This is a genomic window from Saccharopolyspora pogona (assembly GCF_014697215.1).
GTDB classification, from domain to species: Bacteria; Actinomycetota; Actinomycetes; order Mycobacteriales; family Pseudonocardiaceae; genus Saccharopolyspora; species Saccharopolyspora hattusasensis.
Window position 1 is genome coordinate 3,609,728 of sequence record NZ_CP031142.1, and the last position, 25,822, is coordinate 3,635,549.

General features: G+C 65.7%; 6 protein-coding genes and 1 pseudogene. 3 read left to right on the forward strand and 4 right to left on the reverse strand.

Features of this window, described 5'->3' with window-relative positions; all coding sequences use genetic code 11:
* Positions 1–3: 3 nt before the first annotated feature.
* The 3 genes and pseudogenes from DL519_RS16225 to DL519_RS16235 form a co-directional block, all read right to left on the reverse strand.
* Positions 4–6,453, reverse strand: a pseudogene (locus DL519_RS16225) (SDR family NAD(P)-dependent oxidoreductase); the annotation flags it as partial.
* 23 nt (positions 6,454–6,476) lie between these two features.
* Positions 6,477–19,511: a type I polyketide synthase gene (locus DL519_RS16230; RefSeq protein ID WP_190816004.1), complete on the reverse strand. Its 13,035-nt coding sequence runs from the start codon at positions 19,509–19,511 to the stop codon at positions 6,477–6,479.
* Positions 19,512–19,621: 110 nt separating this feature from the next.
* Positions 19,622–20,434: an SAM-dependent methyltransferase gene (locus DL519_RS16235; RefSeq protein WP_190816006.1), complete on the reverse strand. Its 813-nt coding sequence runs from the start codon at positions 20,432–20,434 to the stop codon at positions 19,622–19,624.
* Positions 20,435–20,899: 465 nt separating this feature from the next.
* Here DL519_RS16235 and DL519_RS16240 point away from each other — a divergent pair, with 465 nt between their 5' ends.
* Positions 20,900–22,072, forward strand: a complete 1,173-nt coding sequence (locus tag DL519_RS16240) for a nucleotide disphospho-sugar-binding domain-containing protein (RefSeq protein ID WP_190816007.1) — start codon at positions 20,900–20,902, stop codon at positions 22,070–22,072.
* A 39-nt stretch (positions 22,073–22,111) separates the two neighbouring features.
* Complete coding sequence (locus tag DL519_RS16245; RefSeq protein ID WP_190816008.1) at positions 22,112–22,864, forward strand: TylF/MycF family methyltransferase; 753 nt, start codon at positions 22,112–22,114, stop codon at positions 22,862–22,864.
* 5 nt (positions 22,865–22,869) lie between these two features.
* Here the strand turns inward: DL519_RS16245 and DL519_RS16250 are convergent, their stop codons facing one another.
* A complete protein-coding gene (locus DL519_RS16250; protein ID WP_190816009.1) occupies positions 22,870–24,057 on the reverse strand; it encodes a class I SAM-dependent methyltransferase in 1,188 nt (395 codons plus the stop codon).
* 188 nt (positions 24,058–24,245) lie between these two features.
* Between DL519_RS16250 and DL519_RS16255 the strand changes: the two genes are divergently transcribed.
* Entirely contained in the window at positions 24,246–25,814 is a 1,569-nt protein-coding gene (locus DL519_RS16255) for an FAD-binding oxidoreductase (RefSeq protein WP_223839092.1), read from the forward strand.
* Positions 25,815–25,822: the final 8 nt, after the last annotated feature.

Genomic DNA, 25,822 nt, shown 5'->3' on the forward strand with positions numbered 1-25,822 from the left:
GCATCAGGGAAGTTCGAGATCGTTGTCGAGGAGTTGGAAAAGCTCTTCGTCCGTGGCCGATCTGAGCCGGTCCGGCACGGAGCCGCCGCCGGTTCCGCCAGACACGTCCGCCAGGCTCTGCAAGATCGCCTGCAGCCGGGTGGTGATCTGCGCCCGCGTGGCCTCATCCCTGGCCAGCGCGGGCAGGTTCGCCGCCCACCTGTCGAGTTCCTCGAACGTCCCGGCAAGGCGGTCTGCGGAAAGCGCGGTGACGAGGTGTGCGGCGAGCGCATCCGGCGTCGGGTAGTTGAACACCAGGGTGGCGGGCAGTCGCAGCCCGGTTGCCCCGTTGATCCGGTTGCGCAACTCGACCACGGTCAACGAGTCGAAGCCCAGCGCCTTGAACGTGCCGTCCGCGGTGATCTCCTGGGGACCGGCGAATCCGAGCACTGCCGCCACGTGCGTGCGGACGAGGTCCAGCAGAATCCGGTGTTGTTCTGCATCCGGCAAGCGTCCCAACCGTTTCCGGATGCTCTCGGCATCATCCGCGGTCGCCTTGTTGACGCGATGCGGCTCGACCAAGCCTCGCAGGACGGGAAACTTGATCGGGTTCCCGTCGGACGAGCGGCCGATTCGAACCGGAGCCACCACGGTATGCGCGCCGCCGCACGCGGCGTCGAACTGGGACAACCCCTCCTCGGTCGAGATCGGCAGCAGCCCAGATAGCGCCAATCTATCCTGCTCGGCTTCGCGCAAGGTGCTTGCCATGCCATGTTCCGCCCAGGGACCCCAGGCCAACGATCTCGTAGGTAGGCCGCGCGACTGCCTTTGCTGCGCCAATGCGTCGAGGAAGGAGTTGGCCGCCGCGTAATTACCCTGCCCACCGCTGCCGAGCACGCCCGACACCGACGAGAACAGCACGAGGGCCACGTCGGGTGCGATCAGCTCGTGCAGATTGCGCGCGCCATCGACCTTCGGGCGCAGAACGTGGTCCAGCCGTTGCGCTGTGAGCGATTCGGCCACTCCGTCGTCGAGAACACCAGCCGCGTGCACCACGGCGGTCAACGTATGCTCGTCCGGGATGCCGGCAAGCACCTTCGCCAAGGTCTCACGATCGGCGACATCACACGCCTGCAGGGAAACCTCGGCACCGTAGGCCGTCAGTTGCGCCACGAGCTCAGCAGCGCCACTGGCTGCGGGACCGCGTCTGCTGACGAGCACCAGGTTGCGCACCCCGTGCTCGATCACGAGGTGCCGGGCGACCTCTGCTCCAAGTGCTCCCGTTCCGCCGGTAACCAGAACCGTGCCGGCGGTGTCCCACGCCGGAGGCATGGTGAGCACCAGCTTGCCCACATGCCGCGCTTGGCTCAGGTGTCGTAGCGCCTCGGGCGCCTGCCGAACGTCCCAAGCCGTGACAGGCAGGGGCTCCAGCACGCCTCCCTCGAACAGCTCCACCAGCTCGTCAAGCATCTCGCCGATTCGCTGCGGGCCGGCCTCTACGGTGTCGAACGCCTGGTAGGACACGCCCGGATGCGCATCGGCGACCTCGACGGGGTCACGAACATCCGTCTTCCCCAACTCCAGGAAACGGCCACCGCGCGGCAGCATTCGCAGGGACGCATCGGCGAAGTCCCCGGCGAGGGAGTTGAGCACGACGTCGACGCCGCGTCCGCCGGTCGCCCCGAGGAACTGCTTCTCGAAATCGCACGTCCGCGACGAAGCGAGGCGTTCTCGTGTCAGCTCCACGGCTTGCCACTTGTCCTCGCTTGCGGTGGCGTACACCTCTGCACCGAGGTGCCTGGCGAGTTGGATCGCGGCCATGCCCACCCCACCGGCGGCCGAATGAACCAGCAGCGACTCCCCTGGTCTCAACCCGGCGAGATCAACCAGCGCGTAGTAGGCGGTGAGAAAGACGATCGGCACCGATGCGGCCTGCGCGAAGCTCCAACCAGCGGGAATCCTCGTCACCATGCGATGGTCGGCGACTGCGAGCGGCCCGAACGCCTTCGGGATCATCCCCATCACCCGGTCGCCGGGTGCCAGGCCGGTGACGCCGGGGCCGGTCTCCACCACGACCCCGGCCCCCTCACCGCCCAGCGAAGCCGCACCGGGATACATGCCGAGCGCGATGAGCGCATCCCGGAAGTTCACCCCGGCAGCGCGCATCGCAATCCTGACCTGCCCGTCACCCAGCGATGCCGTGGCCGCCGGTTCGTCCAGCAATGCCAAGCCATCCAGAGTTCCTGGGCTCGTGGCCTCCAATCGCCACCCCATGCTGTCCGGCACGGGCAGGACGTCATCGCCGCCCAGTCCAGCCAGTCTGGGCGCGTGTGCGCCGCCACGTCGCAGTGCGAGCTGAGGCTCGCCGCAGGCCAGCACCCCCGGCAGGGCGGGGAGGAGTTGCGCGGGCTCAGCCACATCGACGAGGACGAAGCGATCAGGGTGTTCGGTCTGCGTCGAACGCAACAGTCCCCAGAGCGCGGCCTGCGCCAGATCGGTCACGGGTTCGCCGGGCTCCACGGCCACTGCTCCCCGTGTCACCAGGAACAATCGGGAATCGTTGAGTCGCTGATCGGCAAGCCAGCCTTGTACCAGGTCGAGTGCATGCCGAGTCGACTCCCGGACATCCGCTGTTTGTCCACCGCCGGGGGGCGTGGGTGCGATGACGACGCCGGGTGGTTCGGCACCGGCATCCAACGCGGCCGTCAACGACCGGAGGTCCGGATACACCTGCATGTCAGAGGACACTTCCGAGGTGCCGAGAAGCACGCAGGACGGGGGCTGAGCGGATGTCGGCAGTTGAACCGTTGGCCAGCCCAACCGGTACAACCGAGCTCGATGGGCCTGTCGGCGCGCACCGGTCCGCCCGGCCGCAGCCGACCGAAACACGAGCCGGTCCACCGAGATCACCGGTCGACCGGTGCCATCGCACACCAGCAGGGATTTGGCATCGTCACCAGCCGGGACCACGCGGACCCGCAAAGCCGACGCGGCCCTGGCGTGCAGGCACACACCTTCCCACTGGAATGGCAACCATGCGCCATCCATGTCCCGGACAGCCGTTGCGTGCAGAGCCGCGTCCAGCAATGCCGGATGCACCCCGAAACCGGAGTCTTCTGTTCCTGGCAGCGCGGCTTCGGCGTACACCTCGTCCCCTTGCCGCCAGGCCGCCTTGAGCCCTTGGAAGATCGGGCCGTACTCCAGGCCATGCTCAGCGAGGTCCCGATAGAACTCGTCGAGGTCGACCGGCAGCGCACCAGGAGCCGGCCAGTCGGCCAGGTCTCCGGCCGCCTCTCCGCCGCCTGGCGCCAACCGGCCCGTGGCGTGCCGTGTCCAGTCATGGTCCGCCGCCCCTTCGGGGCGCGAGTAGAGCACCATCGGCCTGCGTCCGGAATTCTCGGGCGCACCCACTCGCAGCTGAACCTGCATCGCCCCGCGCTCCGGAAGGACCAGCGGTGCTTCCAGGGTGAGTTCTTCCACCCGTTCACAACCAAGACGTTCCCCCGCATGCAAGGCGATCTCCAGCAACGCGGTGCCCGGGACGATCACTTCGCCCAGCACCCGGTGTTCGGCCAGCCACGGATGGGTCCCCACCGAAATCCTGCCGGTCAGCAACACCTCATCACCACCCGCGACCGGCACCACAGCACCCAACAGTGGATGCTCCGCCCCGGCCAGACCGGCACCTGTCACATCACCGGAATCCGATGGCTCCAGCCAGTACCGCTGCCGCTGGAAGGCATAGGTGGGCAGCTCGACTTGCTTCGCCCCCGTACCGGCGAAAAACGACCGCCAGTCCACCGCACCACCACGCACATGGACCTGCGCCAGGGCTGTTGTCAAGTTCTGTGCTTCGTCCCGGTTCCTGCGCATCGCCGGGACCGCGGCCACCCTTCTGGACTGATCGGATGCGGCCACACATTCCTGGATCAGCGCCGACAACGCCCCGTCCGGACCGATCTCGACTATGGTGGCCACGTCGTGCTCGACGAGTGCCTGGGCACCGTCGGCGAAGCGGACGGGCTCGCGCACCTGACGCACCCAGTAGTCGGGACCGCTCATCCTGCCAGCGTCATCGAGTTTTCCCGTCAGGGTCGACACGATCGGCAGTTCGCAACGCCGGTAGTCCACGGCTCGTGCGATTTCGGCGAACTCGTCCAGCATCGGGTCCATCCGATACGAATGAAACGCATGCGAAACCCGCAACCACCGTGTCCGAACCCCTTGCCCGTCCAGCCGCCCGGCAATGTCATCGAGCACATCCCGATCACCGGAGAGCACCACCGACTCCGCAACGTTGACCGCAGCGAGCCCCACACGATCACCGTGATCGGCCAACAACGGCCGCAGTTGCTCCTCGCCAGCAGCCACCGCCAACATCCCACCGCCTGACGGCAACGCCTGCATCAACCGGGCACGACCCGCCACCAACCGAGCCGCATCCGACAACGACAACACACCCGCCGCGAACGCCGCCGCCAACTCACCCACCGAATGGCCCAGCACCGCACTCGGCCGAACACCCCACGAATCCAGCAACTTCAGCAAACCGACCTGCAACGCGAACAAACCCGACTGCGCCCACAACGTCCGATTCAGCAACTGCGCATCCGAACCGAACACGACATCCCGAACCCCAACCTCCTGGCCCAGATGTGCCTCCAGCTCGGCACAAGCTTCGTCAAAGGCAGCAGCGAACACCGGAAAAGCCCTATAGAGCCCCCGGCCCATCCCCAGCCACTGACCACCCTGACCGGAAAACACAAACCCGATGCGTCCCCCAGTCCCCACAGATCCCGTAACCACCCCAGAAGCCTCATGCCCGGCAGACAGCGCTTTCAACCCGGACAACAACGTTTCGCGGTCCGGACCCAGGACCACCGCCCGCTCATCCAGCGCCGAACGCGTCATCGCCAGCGAATACGCAATATCCAGCGAAGGGACGTCAACACGATCATCCAGATAGGACATCAATGTGTCCGCCTGGGCGCCGAGCGCATCCGGTGTTTTGCCCGATACCATCCACGGCACCACCGGAACATCCACGACAGAGCCCGAATCCGGCCCCGCTGACTGACGCGTCTCGCCCGTGGGCTGTTCAAGGATGACGTGCGCGTTGGTGCCGCTGATCCCGAACGACGACACCCCCGCCCGGCGAACACGACCGCTCTCGGGCCAAAGCATGTTCTCCGTAAGGAGTTGGACCGTCCCTGCCGACCAATCCACCTCCGGCGACGGCGCGTCCACGTGCAACGTGCGCGGCAGCTGCCCGTGCCGCATCGCCATCACCATTTTGATCACGCCGGCCACACCCGCCGCCGCCTGCGTATGACCGATGTTCGACTTGACCGAACCCAACCATAACGGCCGAGCAGGATCACGATCACGGCCATAGGTGGCGATCAGAGCCTGCGCCTCAATCGGATCACCAAGCCGCGTGCCCGTGCCATGCGCCTCCACTGCGTCCACATCAGACACCGACAACCCCGCACTTGCCAACGCCTGGGTGATCACCCGCGCCTGGGAAGAACCGTTCGGTGCGGTCAGCCCGTTGGAGGCACCGTCCTGGTTCACAGCGCTACCTCGCACCACTGCCAACACCCGGTGTCCGTTTCGACGAGCGTCGGACAGCCGCTCCAGCAACAACAGTCCGGCACCCTCGCCCCACCCAGTACCATCCGCCGCCGCCGCGAACGACTTGCACCGCCCGTCAGCCGCGAGACCACGTTGGCGGGAGAACTCCAGGAACGCCTTCGGCGTCGACATCACCGTTACGCCACCGGCAAGGGCGAGGTCGCACTCACCAGCGCGCAGTGCTTGACCCGCCAGGTGCAACGCCACCAACGACGACGAACACGCCGTATCCACCGTCACGGCAGGACCCTCGAACCCGAACGAATACGCAACCCGACCCGAAAGAATCGCTGCCGCGCCGCCCGTCAGCACATGACCTGCCACCTCAGACGGCGGCGTCCGCAACCACGACGCGTAGTCCTGGCCATTGGTACCGACGAACACGCCAACGCGGGAACCACGTGTCGACCGCTGCTCCAGCCCAGCCCTCTCGAAGACCTCCCACGCGACTTCCAGCAGCAACCGCTGCTGCGGGTCCATCGCCAACGCCTCACGCGGAGAAATCCCGAAGAAGCCCGCATCGAACTCCGACACGCCCTGAAGGAAACCGCCCGCACAGGCATACGATGTGCCAGGACGATCGGAGTCCGGATCGAACACGCCGGCTAGGTCCCAACCGCGATCCCCCGGGACTTCGGAGATCGCGTCCACACCGCCGGCGGCCAGTTGCCACAAGTCCTCCGGCGAGGAGACCTGACCGGGGTAACGGCAACTCATCGCCACGATCGCGATGGGATCGCCCTTCTCCGCGGCGAATCGATCCCGGCCGCGCCGGAGGCGTTCGTTCTCCTTGAGCGATGCTCGCAGTGCCTCGACAACTTCTTCGTAACTGGTGGTCACCGTGATCTCCCAGGTCTGCGGTCTCAGGACTCGCGTTCGCCCAGCGCTGCTTCGACGAGGTCGGCTACATCCATCGCATCGATCGAGGTCGCGACCGCATCGTCCGGGGAGCTGCCGGAGTCGACTGGGTGTCCGGCAAGGGCGAGCAGGCGATTCACCAAGTCTGCCTCGCGCAAGGCCGCGAACGGGATCGACGTCAGTGCCGCTCTGATTCGCGCCTCGTCCTCCTCGGAAATGTCTACTCCTGCGGACTCGGGGAGGAGCCTCGCCCGCAGCTCCGCAGCCAGTTCTGCAGGCGTGGGATGGCTGAAGATAATTGTCGATGGCAACTGGAGGCCGGTGGCTCGATTGAGCCGAACGCGGAGTTCGACCGCGGCCTGCGAGTCGAATCCGCTGTCCTTGAAAGCTCGTTCCGGTGCAACGGCCTCTGCTCCGGGATGTCCCAGTACCAGAGCCGTTTCGCCGCGTACCAGCTCCAGGATCAGCTGTTCCTGTGCCGGCCTCGGTGCTGCGGCCAATCGCTGCCGCCATGCCACCGACGCCTCGGCAACGACTCCCACCTCGGACTGAGCATTGACGAGGAGTTCCTTGACCTCGGTCAGTTCGTTCAGCAGTGGCCGCGGCCTAGCCGCCAGGAATCCCGCGCTGAAACGTGCCCAATCGACGTCGGCCACTACCAGGGAAATTTCGTCCTGTTCCACTGCCCGCCGAATTCCGGCGATGGCGTACTGCGGACCCATTGGGGAAAGGCCGTATCGACGCAGCTGGTCTCCTGTTTCGCCGGCGGCCATCCCCTCGCCGGCCCACGGCCCCCACGCCACCGCGGTCGCGACCAACCCTCGCGACCGACGCTCTTCCGCCAGCGCATCCAGATAGGCATTCGCCGCCGCGTAAGCCCCCTGTCCCCCAGCGCCCCAAACTCCCGACACCGATGAGAACAAGACGAACGCGTCCAATTCCACATCGGCCAGCAAGGCATCCAGATTCGCGGCACCAGCCACCTTTGCGGACAACACGTCATCGAAATCAGCCAAGCTCATTGACGCCGCATCACCAGTCTCGATCACGCCTGCCGTATGCACTACCGCAGTCAATGGATATTCAGCCGGAAGGGCTTTCAACACTTCGGCCAGTGCTTCGCGATCGGTCACATCGCATGACAGGATCGACACCCGAGTACCCAGATCCTCCAGTTCCGTCCGCAATTTCTCCGCACTCGGTGCCTGCTCTCCGCGTCGACTCACCATCACCACATGTTCGGCTCCGGCGTCGGCCAACCAGCGAGCAGCGTGCGCCCCCAAACCACCCGTGCCGCCCGTCACCAGTACAGATCCCCGGGGGCGCCACGCCTTCTTCACACCAGCCGAGACACCATGGCGTACCAACCGACGTGCGAACACGCCGTCAGAACGGATCGCGACCTCTTCCTCACCGAGACCTGCCAGCACAATCGACAAGCGCTCTTGAGCATCTTCGTCGAACAAGACCGGAATATCGATCAAGCCGCCCCACCAGTCCGGATGCTCCAACCCCGCAACACGCCCCAACCCCCACACCAATGCCTGCTCTGGACGAACCGGTACATCCCCCACCGACACGCCACCACACGTCAGCAACCACAACCGGGCATCCGCACCAGCGGCCGCCAAAGCCCGCACCAACTCCACGGTCAACGCAAAACCCCGTGACACCGCAGAAAATCCCGGAATCGCCGATTCTTCCAAGCACAGCATTGACAAAACGCCAACAAGATCCGGAGAGTCCGAACACAGGGTCCGTACCCGGTCGCCGAAGACGACCGGGTCGGGATCAGCTTCCACCAACACCACCGAGGCACCGCTTGCCCGCAATGCCGCAACGCAGTTCGCCACCTGCGGTTCGCCGGACCAGCCATGGGGTGCGAAGACCAGCCAAGTGCCGAAGACGGTTCCCCTTGGCGGGAGTCCGGCTACCTGCCTCCAGCCGATTCGGTAACACTGCCGATCCATAATCGACTCGTCATTACGGGTTCTCTGCCAGCCGGCCAACACCGGAAGGGCGTTTCGCAAGGAATCCACGGCAGCGCCGTCGTCCACAATACCCAATATGTTTGCAAGCGATGTCACATCTTCGTGCTCGACAGCGCTCCAGAATTCCGTTTCAATACGCCGACCCATGTCGCCGGCAGAAGATTCATGCACCGCATTCAGCCAGTACCGCTGTCGTTGGAAGGCATACGTCGGCAGCTCGACCTGCTTCGACCCCGTACCAGCGAAAACTGACCGCCAGTCCACCGCACCACCACGCACATGGACCTGCGCCAGGGCCGTCATCACCTTCTGCGCCTCGTCCTGGCTCCGGCGCATCGCCGGAACCGCGGCCACCCTTCTGGACTGATCGAATTCGGCTGCACATTCCTGGATCAGCGCTGACAACGCCCCGTCCGGGCCGAGCTCGACAACAGTGGCCACATCGTGCTCGACGAGCGCCCGAACCCCGTCGGCGAAGCGGACGGGCTCTCGCACCTGACGCACCCAATACTCTGGTGTAGCCATCAGGCCGCTGTCATCGAGCGCACCAGTCAGCGTCGACACGACCGGCAGTTCGGAACCCCGGAAATCCACGGTTCGTGCGATGTCGGCGAACTCGTCCAGCATCGGATCCATCTGGGGCGAATGGAAGGCGTGTGACACCTGCAACCACCGTGTCCGGCACCCTTGATCGTGCAGCTGATCAGCGGCTTCGGTGAGTAGTTCGCGGTCACCGGAGAGCACGATCGATTCCGGAGCGTTGATCGCCGCGATATCGATCCGGTCTCGCACTCCATCCAGCAAAGGTTCGACCTGGGTCTCACTTGTCGCCACCGCGAGCATGGCACCGCCAGACGGCAACGCCTGCATCAACCGGGCACGACCGGCCACCAACCGAGCCGCCTCCGCCATCGACAGCACACCGGCGGCGAACGCCGCTGCTAGCTCCCCGACCGAATGGCCCAGCACTACAACAGGCCGAACACCCCACGAACCCAACAACTTCAGCAAACCAACCTGCAACGCGAACAAACCCGACTGCGCCCACAACGTCCGATCGAGCAACTGCGCGTCGGAACCGAACACCACATCCCGAACCCCCACTTTCTGCCCCAGATGCGCATCCAGTCCGGCACAAGCTTCGTCAAAGGCATCAGCGAACACCGGAAACGCCCGGTAAAGCCCCCGGCCCATCCCCAACCACTGACCACCCTGACCGGCGAACACAAAACCGGGCCGGCCGCCAGAACCCACAGATCCCGTAACCACCCCAGTGGCCTCATGACCGGCAGCCAGTGCTTTCAACCCGGACAACAACGTTTCACGGTCCGACCCCAGCACCACCGCCCGCTCATCCAGCGCCGAACGCGTCATCGCCAGCGAATACCCAACATCCCGCGAGGAGACATCAGATCGATCGTCCAGATAGGACACCAAGGTGTCCGCCTGAGCACTGAGCGCTTCGGGTGTTTTGCCCGACACCACCCACGGAACCACAGGGACATTCACAGCAGATTCCGAATCAGGTCCGCTGTGCTCCACGAACTCACTTGACGCTGTCGGAGACTGTTCGAGGATGACGTGTGCGTTGGTGCCGCTGATCCCGAACGACGACACTCCCGCCCGACGAGGATGGCCGCTGTCGGGCCAGGGCGTGTTCTCCGTGAGGAGCTGGACCGAACCTGCCGACCAATCCACCTCCGACGTGGGCTCGCCGACGTGCAATGTGCGCGGCAGCTCCCCGTGGCGCATCGCCATCACCATCTTGATCACACCGGCAACACCCGCCGCTGCCTGTGTGTGACCGATGTTGGACTTCATCGACCCCAACCACAACGGCCGGTCAGGATCACGATCACGGCCATAGGTGGCGATCAATGCCTGTGCCTCGATCGGATCACCAAGCCTGGTCCCGGTCCCGTGCGCCTCCACAGCATCCACATCGGACACGGACAACCCCGCACTCGTGAGTGCTTGGGTGATCACCCTTTGCTGCGAGGGACCATTCGGCGCGGTCAGTCCGTTTGACGCGCCGTCCTGATTCACCGCCGACCCACGAACCACCGCCAACACCCGATGCCCATTACGACGGGCATCCGACAACCTCTCCAACAGCACTAGGCCAGCACCCTCGCCCCAGCCGGTCCCGTCCGCGGCCTCCGCGAACGACTTGCAGCGCCCATCCGGTGCCAGACCCCGCTGACGGGAGAACTCCACAAACGTCGCCGGGGTGGCCATCACCGTCACGCCACCGGCAAGGGCGAGATCACACTCACCGGAACGCAGTGATTGACCTGCCAGGTGCAACGCCACCAGCGATGACGAACACGCCGTGTCCACCGTCACCGCAGGACCCTCGAAACCGAACGAATACGCGACCCGGCCCGAGGCCACACTGCCCGCGCTGCCATTACCGAGATAGCCTTCGAAGCCCTCCGGCACTCCGGCCGCGAACCGTCCGGCGTAGTCGTGATACATCAGCCCCGCGAACACACCCGTCCGGCTCCCGCGCAGCGACCCCGGATCGATCCCAGCGCGTTCAACGGCCTCCCAGGACAGCTCCAGCAGCAACCGTTGCTGCGGGTCCATCGCCAGTGCCTCACGCGGAGAAATCCCGAAAAACGCGGCATCGAACTCCGCCGCGTCCCGCAGGAACCCGCCCTCACGCACATACGAAGTCCCGAAACGATCGGGATCTGGATCGAACAATCCGGCCAGATCCCAGCCGCGATCGTCCGGGAAGTCCGCGACCGCATCCACGCCCCCGGCCACCAAACGCCAAAGCTCCTCCGGTGAGGACACCCCACCCGGATAACGACACCCCATCCCGACTATCGCGACGAGATCGTCTTCGACGCTCGCGGTCGTGGTCGTCACCGGCGCCGGCGTCGTCCCGACCTCGCCTGCCAGTTCCTGGTGCAGGAACCGGGCCAACGCCCGCGGCGTCGGGTAGTCGAATACGGCGGTTGCCGGCAGCCGGGCTCCCAGCACCCCGGCCAGCCGATTACGCAACTCCACACCAGACAACGAATCAAAGCCCAGATCCCGGAAAGCACGCTCGACCCCGACCTCGGCCGCACCCGAATACCCCAGCACCCTCGCGGCGTGCTCCCGCACCACCCCAAGCAAGGCGTCCTCGTCCGCGAGGTCGGTGCCACTACTGCGCCTGATAGAGGTGATGGTAGGTACCAGTGCCGTCAGCATCGCGGGTAGCGTTCCCGACCGGGCCTGCTCGGCCAGGAAGGCCCTGTCCAACCTCGCCGGAACCACCGCTGCCCGATCCAACGCCAGCCCGGCATCGAACAGCCGCAAACCATCCTTGGTGGACAACGGTGGACTGGAGCGGGCGATCCTGCTCCGGTCGACATCACTGAGCCGCCCGGTCATCCCGCTCGACTGCTCCCACAAGCCCCACGCCAACGACACCGCAGGCAATCCCTGCGCCCGCCGGTAATGCGCCAATGCGTCCAGGAACGTGTTCGCCGCCGCATAATTACCCTGACCCGCGGCGCCGGTCACCCCGGACAGCGAGGAGAACAACGCGAAAAACGACAAGTCCATATCCCGAGTCAGCTCGTGCAGGTTCCACGCCCCCGCCGCCTTCGGACCGAACACCGCCCCCACGTCCTCCGGTGTCAACGACTCGATCACCCCGTCAGCCAGCACACCCGCGGCATGCACCACACCACACAGCGGAAACTCCGCCGGGACCGCCGCCAGCAACCCCTCCAGACCAGCACGATCCGCAACGTCGCACGCCACCACATCGACCACCGCACCGAAACCCTCCAGCTCACCCACCAACTCGGTGATTCCGGGAGCATCCCAGCCACGACGGCCCGTCAACACCACTCGACGAACACCGCGCTCGGCCACCAGGTGGCGTGCCACCACGCCACCCAACAGACCCGTGCCACCGGAAATCAGCACCGTCCGGTCGGGACCGGCCACCACCGCGGGCACCTCGACCGGCCCCGGAACCGACGCCACACGCGGCACTGTCACCACACCCTTACGCACGGCCAACTGCGGTTGCATCGACCCCACCGCACTCGGCAACGCGCGCCACGACTCGGCGGTACCGTCCACATCGACCAGCACAAACCGGCCCGGGTTCTCCGACTGCGCTGAACGCAACAACCCCCACAACGGCGCATGCGCCAGCTTTGATGCGCCGTCACCCGCAGCCGTCGTCACCGCGCCACACGTCACCACCACCAGACGTGACCCGGCCAACCGCTCCTCGGCCAACCACGACTGGACCAGGGCCAGCATCTCCCGGGTCTCCGCGAGTGCCGCCACGCCGGCGTCGGGATCCGCCTGTTCACCGGCGCAATAAACCACGACATCAGCAACCAGCGCACCGGAATCAAGGTTCCCCGCGAGCTCAGCCAGACCCGCACAACGATCGACGGAACCTGGTGCGAGCCCAATGAGACCGGCCATGCCGCCGACAGCATCACCAAGCAACGCCCAGCGACCCGATACCGTCGACCGCGTCGCCACCGGCTCCCAAGTCACCTCGAACAGCGCGTCACCGACAACGTCCCGATTCGCCAACCGCACCGACGACACCGGCCGCAACCGGAGAGAATCGATCGAGGCGAGCAACCGCCCACCCTCATCCATCACAGCCACCGACACCGCATCGGGTCGCGTAGACTCCACCCGTGCCCTGCTGATCGTCCCACCCTGACCGGAAAGTTCTACCCCGGTAAAAGAGAACGGCAGCCACGCACCACCCTCCGCCGGACGGTCACCCAGCGCGGACGCCTGCAAGGCGGCATCCAGCAACGCCGGATTGATCAAGAACCCCGCCATCGCACCAGCCGCTGCCGGCAGGGCGACCTCCGCGAGAACCTCGCCACCACGACGCCACGCCGCCCGAAGCCCCTGGAACAACGGCCCATACTCGAACCCGTTCCCCGCCTGAACGACATAAAACTCACCGAGAGCAACCGGCTCGGCACCCTCAGTCGACCAACCAGTAACCGCCCCACCACCCGTGCCGGCGACGACGAGTTCGCCCGTGGCGTGCCGCGTCCAACCCCCACCCCCAGACCCACCGGCCGGGCGGGAATGCAGCGACACGGACCGCCGACCCTTGTCGTCGGGCGCGTTCACCAGCAGCTGGATTTCGATGGCATCGCGTTCGGGCACCACCAGCGGTGCTTCCAGGGTGAGCTCCTCCACCCGGCCACAACCAACCCGCGCCCCCGCATGCAAGACCATCTCCAGGATAGCCGTGCCGGGAACCACGACCTCCCCCAGCACACGATGCTCGGCCAGCCACCGATGCGTCCCCACCGACAACCGACCGGTCAACACCATCCCATCACCGTCGGCCAACACAACCACGGCCCCCAGCAACGGATGCTCCGCCCCAGCCAGACCGATACCTGTCACATCACCGGAAACCGATGACTCCAGCCAATACCGCTGCCGCTGGAAGGCATACGTCGGCAACTCGACCCGCCCAGCCCCGGTACCAGCGAAAAACGCCGACCAATCGACCTGAACACCACGCGTGTGCGCCCGCGCCACCGCGGCGACCACAGTTTCGGGTTCAGCGCGGTCCTTGCGCAGCAACGGAATCGGCACAGTCTGATCACCCCAGGAATGACAATCAGGAATCAGAGCCGACAGAATCGCATCAGGGCCAAGCTCGACAACAGTAGCCACATCTTGCTCGACGAGCGACTGGACACCATCGGCGAAGCGGACGGGCTCACGCACCTGACGCACCCAATACTCCGGCGTAGCCATCACGCCGACGTCATCGAGGTTTCCTGTCAGGGTCGAGATGATAGGCAGTTCGCAACGCCGGAAATCCACGCTGCCTGCGATCTGGGCGAACTCGTCGAGCATCGGTTCCATCCGATACGAATGGAAAGCGTGAGACACCTGCAACCATCGTGTCCGGCACCCTTGATCGTTCAGCTGATCAGCGACTTCGGCGAGTAGTTCGCGGTCACCGGAGAGCACGACCGATTCCGGAGCGTTGATCGCCGCGATCCCGATCCGGTCCCGCACTCCATCCAGCATAGGTTCGACCTGGGTCTCACTTGTAGCCACCGCGAGCATGCCACCGCCATCCGGCATCGCCTGCATCAACCGGGCACGACCCGCCACCAACCGAGCTGCATCCGGCAACGACAACACACCCGCCGCGTGCGCCGCTGCCAACTCGCCCACCGAATGCCCCAGCACCGCACCCGGCCGAACACCCCATGAACCCAACAGCCTCAGCAAACCTACCTGCAGCGCGAACAAACCCGACTGCGCCCACAACGTCCGCTCCAGCAACTGCGCATCGGAACCGAACGCCACATCCCGAACCCCCACTTCCTGGCCCAGATGTGCATCCAGTTCGGCACAAGCTTCGTCAAAGGCAGCAGCGAACACCGGAAACGCCCGGTAAAGCCCCCGGCCCATCCCCGACCACTGACCACCCTGACCGGAGAACACAAACCCAACCCCACCAGAAACCAGGGATCCCGACGCCACACCAGGATCCTCGTGACCGGCAGCCAGTGCTTTCAGTCCAGACAACAACGCTTCACGATCCGCCCCCAGCACCACCGCCCGCTCATCCAGTGCGGCTCGTTCGGAAGCCAGCGAATATGCCACATTCAGCGCGGAAACATTAGGGCGATCATCCAGATAGGACACCAAGTTGTCCGCCTGAGCACTGAGCGCTTCCGGCGTTTTGCCCGACACCACCCACGGAACCACCGGAACATCCACAGCAGATTCCGAATCAGGTCCGCTGTGCTCCACGAACTCACTTGACGCTGTCGGAGACTGTTCGAGGATGACGTGCGCATTGGTGCCGCTGATCCCGAACGACGACACCCCCACCCGACGAGGACGGCTGTTGTCGGGCCAAGGCACGTGCTCGGTCAGAACCTGAACCATCCCAGCAGACCAGTCCACCTGCGAGGAGGGCTCGTCCACGTGCAACGTGGCGGGCAGCTCCCCATACCGCATCGCCATGACCATCTTGATGACACCGGCAACACCGGCCGCCGCTTGCGTATGACCGATGTTGGACTTGACCGACCCCAACCACAACGGCCGTTCCGGACCCCGTCCCTGCCCGTAAGTGGCGATCAGCGCCTGCGCCTCGATCGGATCACCAAGCCGGGTGCCCGTCCCGTGCGCCTCCACTGCGTCCACATCGGACACCGACAACTTCGCGTTGGCGAGTGCTTGGGTGATCACCCGCCGCTGCGACGGGCCATTCGGAGCAGTCAGTCCGTTCGACGCGCCGTCCTGGTTAACCGCGCTGCCACGAACCACCGCCAAAACGTCATGCCCATTCCGCCGGGCATCCGACAACCGCTCCAGTAGAACCAGGCCGGCACCCTCGGACCAGCCGGTGCCATCCGCGGCCTCCGCGAACGACTTGCAGCGACCGTCGGGTGCCAAGCCCCGCTGACGCGAAAACTCCACGAACATCCCCGGCGTGGCCATCACCGTCACACCACCGGCCAACGCCAAATCACACTCACCCGAACGCAACGACTGGCACGCCAGATGCAACGCCACCAACGACGATGAACACGCCGTATCCACCGTCACCGCAGGACCCTCAAGACCAAACGAATACGCAACCCGACCCGACGCCACACTCGTGGTGCTGCCGGTGAGCACGTAGCCGGCCGCCTCGTCGGACGCTTCGTGCAGGCGTGGCCCGTAATCCAGGGAGGTTGCGCCGACGAAGACGCCGGTTTGACTTCCGTGCAGGGTCTGCGGGTTGATCCCGCCTCGTTCGATCGCCTCCCAGGCGATTTCCAGCAGCAAGCGCTGCTGCGGATCCATCGCCAACGCCTCGCGCGGGGAAATCCCGAAGAACCCGGGATCGAAATCCGTGGCGCCATGCAGGAATCCGCCGGCGCGCACGTGCGAAGTCCCCGCACGCTCCGGGTCCCAACCTCGGTCAGCCGGGAACTCTGACACGACGTCCCGTCCAGCAGCGACCAGCTGCCACAACTCCTCGGGCGAGGACACGCCACCCGGAAACCGACAGCCCATCCCGATCACGGCGATAGGCTCGTCCGCTTCGGTCTCCGTTCGGGGTGACGTCGTGGGGACTGGCTCGTCCAACAACAACGTCCGTACCTGGCGGGCGAGCTTGTAGGGCGTCGGACAGTCGAAAACCACGCTCGGCGCGAGGCGCAGTCCGGTGGCGGCGTTGAGGCGGTCGCACAGCTCGACCACGGTCGAGGAATCGAAGCCCAGGTCTTTGAATGTCCGATCCGAGTCCATCTCTTTCGGATCGGAGTGGCCGAGTACCACGGCTGCCTGTGCCCGGATAATTGTGAGGGTCGCTGAGTCCACGTCCGCCCCCGGCGAGGAGCGCAGTTTTTCCCGCAACGCTGTCGACACATCGCCCTCGGGCATGGCGAGGTCGGAAGGTTTCGTGTCCAGCCAGTAGCGCTGTCGTTGAAAGGCGTACGTCGGCAGGTCGACCCGCTGCGCCCCGGTGCCGGCGAAGACCGCGTGCCAGTTCGCGGCCACTCCGTGGACGTGTGCTTTGGCCAGCGACGTCAGCGCCTGCCGCAGGCCACCTTCGCCGCGGCGGAGTGTCCCGAGCGCCACTACCTCCCGCCCCGCTCGCGCGGCGGTTTCCTGGATGCTCGCAGTCAGCACCGGGTGCGGGCTGATCTCGATGAATGCGTTGTGCCCCCGCTTCAACAGGGCCTCGACCGCCGCTTCGAACAGCACCGGTTGACGAAGGTTGCGGTACCAGTAGTCGGCGTCCATCGGCCGGTCCAGCAGTTCCCCGGTCGTCGTCGAATAGACCGGGATGTTCCCTGTCCTGGGTTCGATCGACGCCAACAGCGCCAGCAGCTCGTCGCGGACATCCTCGATGTGCGGCGAATGGGAGGCGTATTCAACTGGAATCCGGCGCATCCGGAGCTCTCGGCGCGCGCACTCGGCCAGCAGTTCCGCCATCGCCTCCCGGTCCCCCGACACCAGAGTCGACGACGGTCCGTTCACCCCCGCCACGCCGATCCGATCGCGCCATGGCAACAGGATTTGTCGCACCTCTTCAACGGGATGCTGCAACGACGCCATCGCGCCTCTGCCCGCCAGCGCCGCCAGAAGCCTGCTGCGCACCGCCACTACCCTTGCGGCATCGCGGACGGAGAGGGCCCCGGCGACGCAGGCCGCCGCGATCTCCCCCTGCGAGTGCCCGACGACCGCCTCCGGACGCACGCCCCACGAACGCCAGAGCTCTGCCAGCGAGACCATGACGGCGAACAGTGCGGGCTGGACGACATCGTCGCGATCAAGCTGCGAAGCGCCGGCCGCGTTACGCAGCACATCCAGCAGGGACCAATCCAGGTGCGGCGCCAACGCATCCGCGCAGTCCGCCATGGACGCCGCGAAAACCTCGGAGGTTTGGAGCAGCTGCCTACCCATCCCGATCCACTGGCTGCCCTGTCCGGGAAAGACGAAGACTGTTGCCCGCTCGCCGGAAGTCGTGCCCGTGCACAGCGTGGGCGCGTCGTCGCCGTCAGCGAGGGCCTTCAACCCGGCGAGCAGTTTCGGTACGTCGTCCGCGACCAGCGCGGCTCGGTGCGGTAGCGCGGATCGAGTGGTCGCCAGTGAGTAGCCGACGTCCAATGGACTTTGACCGGCAGTATTGAGGTGCGTGTGCAAGCGCGCCGCCTGCGCACGCAATGCGACCGGTGTTCTGGCCGACAAGACCCAAGGCATGGTCGCCTCAGCGGGTCCACTACGCCTTCGCTCCACCTGGGACGAATCGGAGAGCACCAGGTGGCAGTTCGTGCCTCCCATTCCGAAGGCGCTGACGCCGGCCAGCAGCGGGCCCTCGCTCTCCGGCCACGGCCGCAGATCACGCTGGACGCGTAGATTCAGTTCGTCCAGCGGGATTTCCGGGTTGGGGGCGGTGAAGTGAAGACTCGGCGGCAGTTCGCGGTGCCAGATGCTGAGTGCGGTCTTCAGCAACCCGGTGACGCCCGCCGCTGCTTCCAGATGGCCGACGTTGGTCTTCGCCGACCCCACACGCAGCTTGTCGCCGGGCCGTCTTGCCACACCCAGGACAGATCCGAGGGCTGCTGCTTCGACGGGGTCCCCGACTCTGGTCGCGCTGCCGTGGAGCTCGACGTACTGCACGGCGGCCGGGTCGACACCCGCGTTCCGGTATGCCTGTCGCAGCAACTCCGCCTGGGCGTCTGCCGCCGGAGCCGTGAGCCCAGCACCGCCCCCGTCGTTGTTGACCGCGCTGCCGCGGATGAGGCAGTAGATCCGGTCGCCATCGGCGCGAGCCTGATCGGCCTTCTTCAGCACGACGAGGCCGCCGCCTTCGCCGCGGACGTAACCGTTCGCCCGCGCATCGAAGGTGAAGCAGCGACCGTCCGGGGAGAGCGCGCCGAAGTCCATCAGGGCTCTGTTGCTCTCGGCAGCCAGGTTGAGGTTCACGCCGCCGGCGAGAGCGATCGCGCACTCGCCACGTCGCAGGCTCTCGCTGGCGAGATGCACGCCGACCAGGGACGAGGACTGACCTGAATCCACCGTCAGGCTTGGCCCGCGCAGGCCGAGCACGTAGGACACGCGGTTGGCGATCAGACTTCGATGGGTGCCGGTGAGACGGTACTGCGCAGCCACTTCCGGCGGGCTCTTGCGAAGCAGGGCGGCGTAGTCGTCAGAGATCGCCCCCATGAACACCCCCGCGGCAGTGCCGCGCAGCTCGCCGGCGGGGATACCGGCGTCTTCGAGAGCCTCCCAGGCGAGCTCCAGAGCCAGCCTCTGCTGGGGGTCCATGGCGGCCGCTTCTCGCGGCGAGATCCCGAAGAACTCGGGATCGAAGCAGTCGACATCAGCCAGGAAGCCGCCCCATTCCGGGCCCTTGGGCGCATCCCGGCCGGGCAACGGGTCGCCCCACCGCCCTTCCGGGACGGTGGTGATGGCGTCCGTTCCGGTGCGCAGCAACCGCCAGAAAGAAGCCGGGTCAGGTGCCTGGGGTAGGCGGCAGGAGAATCCGACGACGGCGATCAGGTTCCCGGCTTCGCTCATTCGGTACTGCCCCTCCGATTCCTGGACACACCATCAGCAAGTTCGGCGTCTTCCGGCGCCTCCACCGGCGATTCCGGAGCGCCTGCATATCATCGAGTTGCGGCACACCTTCAGCCGACCGGCTTCCGCGCCGTCAAAATCGCATAGCCCATGTCGTCGGCGTATTTCTCGTAATCGCAGACCGCGGCGGCCCAGTCGGCGACAGCCGGCCCGTACCTTTCCGCGATCCCGTGCTGGTGCGCAGCGAGCGCTTCGGCGAACTGCGGCATGAAGTACCGGGTCCGCGACGACACGTCGTCACAAGCGAGGATTTCGAAACCCGCTGCACACAGCGATTCCAGAAGTTGCTCAGCCAGGCAGATCCGGAGGCCGGTCGGCCACATGTCCCAGGACACCGGGATCCCGCTGCCTATTTCTCGTTTGACGACCTCGGTGACTCCGAGGATGCCACCGGGTTTGAGCACTCGAACGATTTCCCGGATGGCACGGTCCGGTTCCGACATCTCCAACAGCGACTGGATGGCCCAGGCAGCGTCGAACGCATTGTCCGGGTACGGCAGGGACATGGCGTCGACGCACGAGAAGTCCACCTGGTGGCTTAGTCCGCGTTCGCGGGCGCAATCAACGGCGATGGCAGCTTGCACCTGGCTGACCGTGATGCCGGTGATCCGGATCGCGTTGTCGCGCGCGACGCGCAGCGCTGGTTGTCCGGTGCCGCACCCCACATCCAGCAGTCGATTGCCGCCATCGAGCGCGGTCCGTTCGGCGACAAGATCGGTGAGCCGGTCGGCGGCCTGCTGCCAGGAAGTCCGCCCGTCGTTCTCCCAGTAGCCGTGGTGGATGGCGCAGGGGCCGCCCGCGACCGAATTCAGCAACGGGGTGACCAGGTCATACATCTGCCCGACCTGCTGCGATGTTGGCACGCCACCTGGCAACACCGGTATGCCTGATCCCTGCAACGTTCACCTTCTCGAAATTTTCTTCACCGAGCAGACACACAGAGAGAAAAGAAGGCAAACTAGCCGTCAGTTAATTCGCGGTTACCGCCGCATGCGGCGGTAACAACTAATAACCATCCGGCCAGGAGGCGAACAGCCAGCGCAAATTTTCCCCATGAATCCCCGCAGAGCCAACGGTGATCAGCGTATAGGTCTGTCCCACCCTGATCGAGCGAAGCTCAAGCATTTCACTCAGACGGGTGAAACCAGGTGCGGCAAGCTAAAGATCCTCGATGGGGGCGTGACACTCCTGCGGCGACACACTATTATTGCCGCCGGAAGTCCGTTGGACGTCAACGGCCATCGACATACGCAGCGCATTTTCCTACTCCTGACCAACAGGAGTAGGGGTTGCTGCGCCAATCGGGGGAAGAGACCGGGGTCCGAAGTATGCGCGTACTCGTCGTTCCCTTGCCCTATCCGACGCATCTCATGGCAATGGTGCCGCTGTGCTGGGCGCTGCGAGCATCCGGGCACGAGGTTCTGGTCGCCGCGCCACCGGAGCTGCAGGCGACCGCGCATGGCGCCGGTCTCACCACGGCCGAGATCCGCGGGAACGACAAGACCCGCGACACGGGTAGCACCACGCGGCTGCGCTTTCCCAATCCGGCGTTCGGTCAGCGCGACACCGAGACCGGCCGGCAACTGTGGGAACAGACCGCGTCCTATGTCGTGCAGAGCTCGCTCGATCAGCTCCCCGAATACCTTCGACTGGCCGAGGCCTGGCGACCGTCAGTGCTGTTGGTCGACGTCTGCGCGCTGATCGGCCGGGTGCTCGGCGGATTGCTCGACCTGCCGGTCGTGCTGCACCGCTGGGGAGTCGACCCCACCGCAGGCCCCTTCAGCGATCGAGCCCACGAGTTGCTCGACCCGGTGTGCCGCCACCACGGACTGGCCGGACTGCCGACTCCAGAGCTCATACTCGATCCCTGCCCGCCTAGCCTGCAAGCAAGCGACGCGCCGCGAGGCGTTCCGGTCCAGTACGTGCCGTACAACGGGAGCGGCGAACTCCCGGCCTGGGGCGCGGCGCGCACCTCAGCACGGCGGGTCTGCATCTGCATGGGCCGCATGGTGCTGAACGCCACCGGACCGGCTCCGCTGCTGCGCGCGGTAGCGGCTGCCACCGGGCTGCCCGGCGTCGAGGCTGTGATCGCCGTTCCCCCTGAGCACCGGGCACTTCTCACCGACCTACCGGACAACGCACGGATCGCCGAATCGGTCCCGCTCAACCTGTTCCTGCGTACCTGCGAGCTGGTCATCTGCGCGGGCGGCTCGGGAACGGCGTTCACCGCGACCCGACTCGGCATCCCGCAACTCGTGCTTCCCCAGTACTTCGACCAGTTCGACTACGCGCGCAACCTCACCGCTGCCGGGGCGGGCATCTGCTTGCCGGATGAGCAGGCCCAGTCCGACCACGAACAGTTCACCGGCTCCATCGCAACAGTGCTCGGCGACACCGGCTTCGCGGCTGCCGCAACCAAACTCAGCGACGAGATCACGGCCATGCCCAATCCCGCCGAGCTGGTGCGGACGCTGGAGAGCTCCGCGGCCATCGGTGCCTGACGAACTGCTCACCCGAGAACAGACGGATCCGGAGAACCGATGCCCTCCCAGAACGCGTTGTACCTGGACCTGCTCAAGAAGGTACTCACCAACACGATCTACGGTGATCGGCCGCATACGAACGTCTGGCAGGACAACACCGACTACAGGCAGGCCGCTCGGGCCAAAGGCACGGACTGGCCGACTGTCGCGCACACGATGATCGGTCTGGAGCGGCTGGACAACCTCCAGCACTGCGTGGAAGCCGTGCTCGCAGACGGTGTTCCCGGGGATTTCGCCGAGACCGGTGTCTGGCGGGGCGGCGCATGCATCTTCATGCGCGCGGTTCTCCAGGCATTCGGAGATACCGGACGTACCGTCTGGGTGGTGGATTCTTTCCAGGGAATGCCGGAAAGCTCTGCGCAAGACCACGAGTCGGACCAGGCTATGGCGCTGCACGAGTACAACGACGTGCTTGGCGTCCCGCTTGAGACCGTCCGGCAGAACTTCGCCCGCTACGGGCTGCTCGACGAACAGGTCAGGTTCCTCCCTGGCTGGTTCCGGGACACCTTGCCCACCGCCCCCATCCAGGAACTCGCTGTGCTGCGACTCGACGGCGACCTCTACGAATCCACAATGGACTCTTTGCGGAACCTGTACCCGAAGCTCTCGCCGGGCGGATTCGTCATCATCGACGACTACGTCCTGCCGTCCTGCCAGGACGCGGTGAAGGGGTTCCGCGCGGAACTCGGGATCACGGAACCCATCCACGACATCGACGGCACGGGCGCCTACTGGCGCCGCAGCTGGTGAACGGCTCAGCTGTCCTCGACGCCGAGCGCTTGCCGGGGCACGAACCCCGGCGCGGCAGGCTCAGCGTTGAGCCCTTTTTCCACGAATACCAGGTTGTGGTAGAAGTGCAGGGCCGCCACGTTCCGTTCCGTGTAGCAGGGCTCGGTCCCGCGCCGCGATTCGCGCTCCTGATAATGCAGGCCGTCGATCAGTTCTTTGAGCATGTCGATCGAGGTGCGCTGGGCCGCGGGTTCCGTATCGCGGCCGCCGTAGCCGGGCCAGTACGACGTCTGGAGATCTTCGATGACGTACAAACCACCCGGGCGGACGTGCGGAAACAGGGCATGGAAGGACTTCTTGACGTGGTCGTTGACATGGCTGCCGTCGTCGATGACGATGTCGAACGGGCCGATCTTCCCCGCCATGTCTGCCAGGAATTCCGCATCGCTCTGGTCACCTCGCAGCTTTCGCACTCGGTGTCCTTCGTTCCCGGCTTTCTCGAAAATGTCCAGGCCGTACACGAGACCTCGCCGGAAGTACCGCTGCCACATGCGCAGCGAAGCGCCACCGAGTTCGGGTGCGTGGTAACCACCGATTCCTATTTCCAGCACGCGCACCGGGACATCCTGGAATCGGGAGAAGTGGTGCTCGTAGTGTTCGGTGTACCAGTGCAGGTCCGCCCATTTGTCGGATCCGTAGCGGACCGCCAGCTCACCGAGGTCCGAGCACCTGGTGGCGGCTGCGGCCAGCACCGCGTGCACCGCGGTGGACACCTTGTTCCGGAACGCCAGCAGTCGCTGCGCGCCGGCCAGGCCCTGGTCGGGGGAGAACTGCGTCATGCTGTCCGACCAACGGACTTCACGGCTGTTGTGCCGCCTGCCGTCAACCGGGCCGAAGAGCCCTTCGAGCAGATCCACCGCGTCGAACCGGAGAACAGCAGGTGCTTCGGCGACCGCCGCGAGCCGCAGGCCTGCGTGATCGAGCTCAACGGTTCTACGGACCAGCTGAGCGCCAGAAGTGATCTCCAGGCCGATTCGCACCGACTCGTCCAACGACAGCGGATCGCAACGCACGACGAGTTCGTCGACGATGGCGTCGGCCACCGCCTCCAGTCCAGCCACCTGCACTGCTTCCTGGAGCCTCTCCGTGCCCGCACCCGCCGCGAGCAGCAAGTGCTCCACCACCGACCAGGGGGCAACTGCGATCTCACCCATGGAAAGTCATCACCTTTTCGGTTCCTGCGCATAGGACGCCATGCGCACCGCGATACCGATCCACAAAGTAGAGCCGGCGGAGGCGACCAGCTTTCACGTATGAGCCGAAACACACAGATAATCACCCGGACGCGTGGATGATCTCGGCCGAGGGCGAACAAAGTGGACCAGTCAGCAAAGGAGGGGCGGTGCCCGATTTCCATGACCCAGCAACCATGAATCGCCGAACCCCAGGAACAGAGATCACCGTCGAGCCCGGCGATCCTCGTTATCCGGACCTCGTCGTCGGGCACAACCCCCGTTTCACCGGAAAACCCGAACGCATCCACATCGCCGGCTCCACCGAAGACGTCGTGCACGCTGTCGCCGAAGCCGTGCGCACCGGCAGGCGGGTCGGGGTGCGCAGCGGCGGGCACTGCTTCGAGAATCTCGTTGCGGACCCGGCGATCCGGGTGCTCGTCGACCTCTCCGAGCTCAACCGCGTGTACTTCGACAGCACGCGCGGGGCATTCGCGATCGAGGCGGGCGCCGCGCTCGGGCAGGTATACCGAACCCTGTTCAAGAACTGGGGCGTGACGATCCCGACCGGCGCATGTCCCGGGGTGGGCGCAGGCGGGCACATCCCCGGCGGGGGATACGGCCCGCTGTCGCGCCGATTCGGTTCGGTCGTCGACTACCTTCAAGGCGTCGAGGTCGTCGTGGTCGACCGGGCCGGTGAAGTGCACATTGTCGAGGTCGACCGGAATTCCATTGGTGCCGGTCACGACTTGTGGTGGGCGCACACCGGTGGTGGTGGCGGCAACTTCGGGGTCGTCACCAGGTTCTGGCTCCGAGCGCCGGACGTGGTCAGCACCGACCCCTCGGAGCTCCTGCCACGGCCGCCCGCGACGGTGCTGCTCCGATCGTTCCACTGGCCGTGGTGCGAACTGACAGAGCAGTCATTCGCCCTCCTGCTACGGAACTTCGGCACTTGGTACGAGCAGCACAGCGCGCCGGAATCCACGCAACTCGGGTTGTTCAGCACGCTCGTCTGCGCACACCGCCAAGCCGGCTACGTCACGCTGAACATCCATCTGGACGGCACGGATCCGAACGCGGAACGCACCTTGGCCGAACACCTATCGGCGATCAACGACCAGGTCGGCGTGACTCCAGCCGAAGGGCTGCGGGAAACCCTGCCGTGGTTGCGATCGACCCAGGTGTCCGGATCGCTCGCCGAAGGCGGCGAGCCGAGCGGGCAGCGGACCAAGGTCAAGGCCGCCTACTTGCGCACCGGGCTGTCCGAAGCGCAACTAGCCACGGTTTACCGGCGGCTGACCGACTCCGGATACGACAACCCCGCAGCAGCGCTGTTGCTGCTCGGTTACGGCGGTAGGGCGAATGCCGTGGCGCCGTCGGCCACAGCGCTCGCTCAGCGCGACTCGGTTCTCAAAGCGCTGTTCGTCACGAACTGGTCGGAGCCCGCCGAGGACGAGCGGCATCTGACCTGGATTCGTGGTTTCTACCGCGAGATGTACGCCGAAACCGGCGGAGTTCCGGTGCCAGGTACCCGTGTCGACGGCTCCTACATCAACTACCCGGACACCGACCTGGCCGATCCATTGTGGAACACCTCCGGAGTTGCCTGGCACGACCTGTACTACAAGGACAACTACCCGCGGCTGCAACGGGCCAAAGCGCGGTGGGACCCACAGAACATCTTCCAGCACGGCCTGTCGATCAAACCGCCGGAACGGCTTTCACCCGGTCAGCCATGAGGAGTCCG

Bases quoted from the DNA above. Each gene is read 5' to 3' on its own strand.
- DL519_RS16230 (WP_190816004.1), bottom strand. From the start codon at position 19,511: ATGAGCGAAGCCGGGAACCTGATCGCCGTCGTCGGATTCTCCTGCCGC.
- DL519_RS16240 (WP_190816007.1), top strand. From the start codon at position 20,900: ATGCGCGTACTCGTCGTTCCCTTGCCCTATCCGACGCATCTCATGGCA.
- DL519_RS16245 (WP_190816008.1), top strand. From the start codon at position 22,112: ATGCCCTCCCAGAACGCGTTGTACCTGGACCTGCTCAAGAAGGTACTC.
- DL519_RS16250 (WP_190816009.1), bottom strand. From the start codon at position 24,057: ATGGGTGAGATCGCAGTTGCCCCCTGGTCGGTGGTGGAGCACTTGCTG.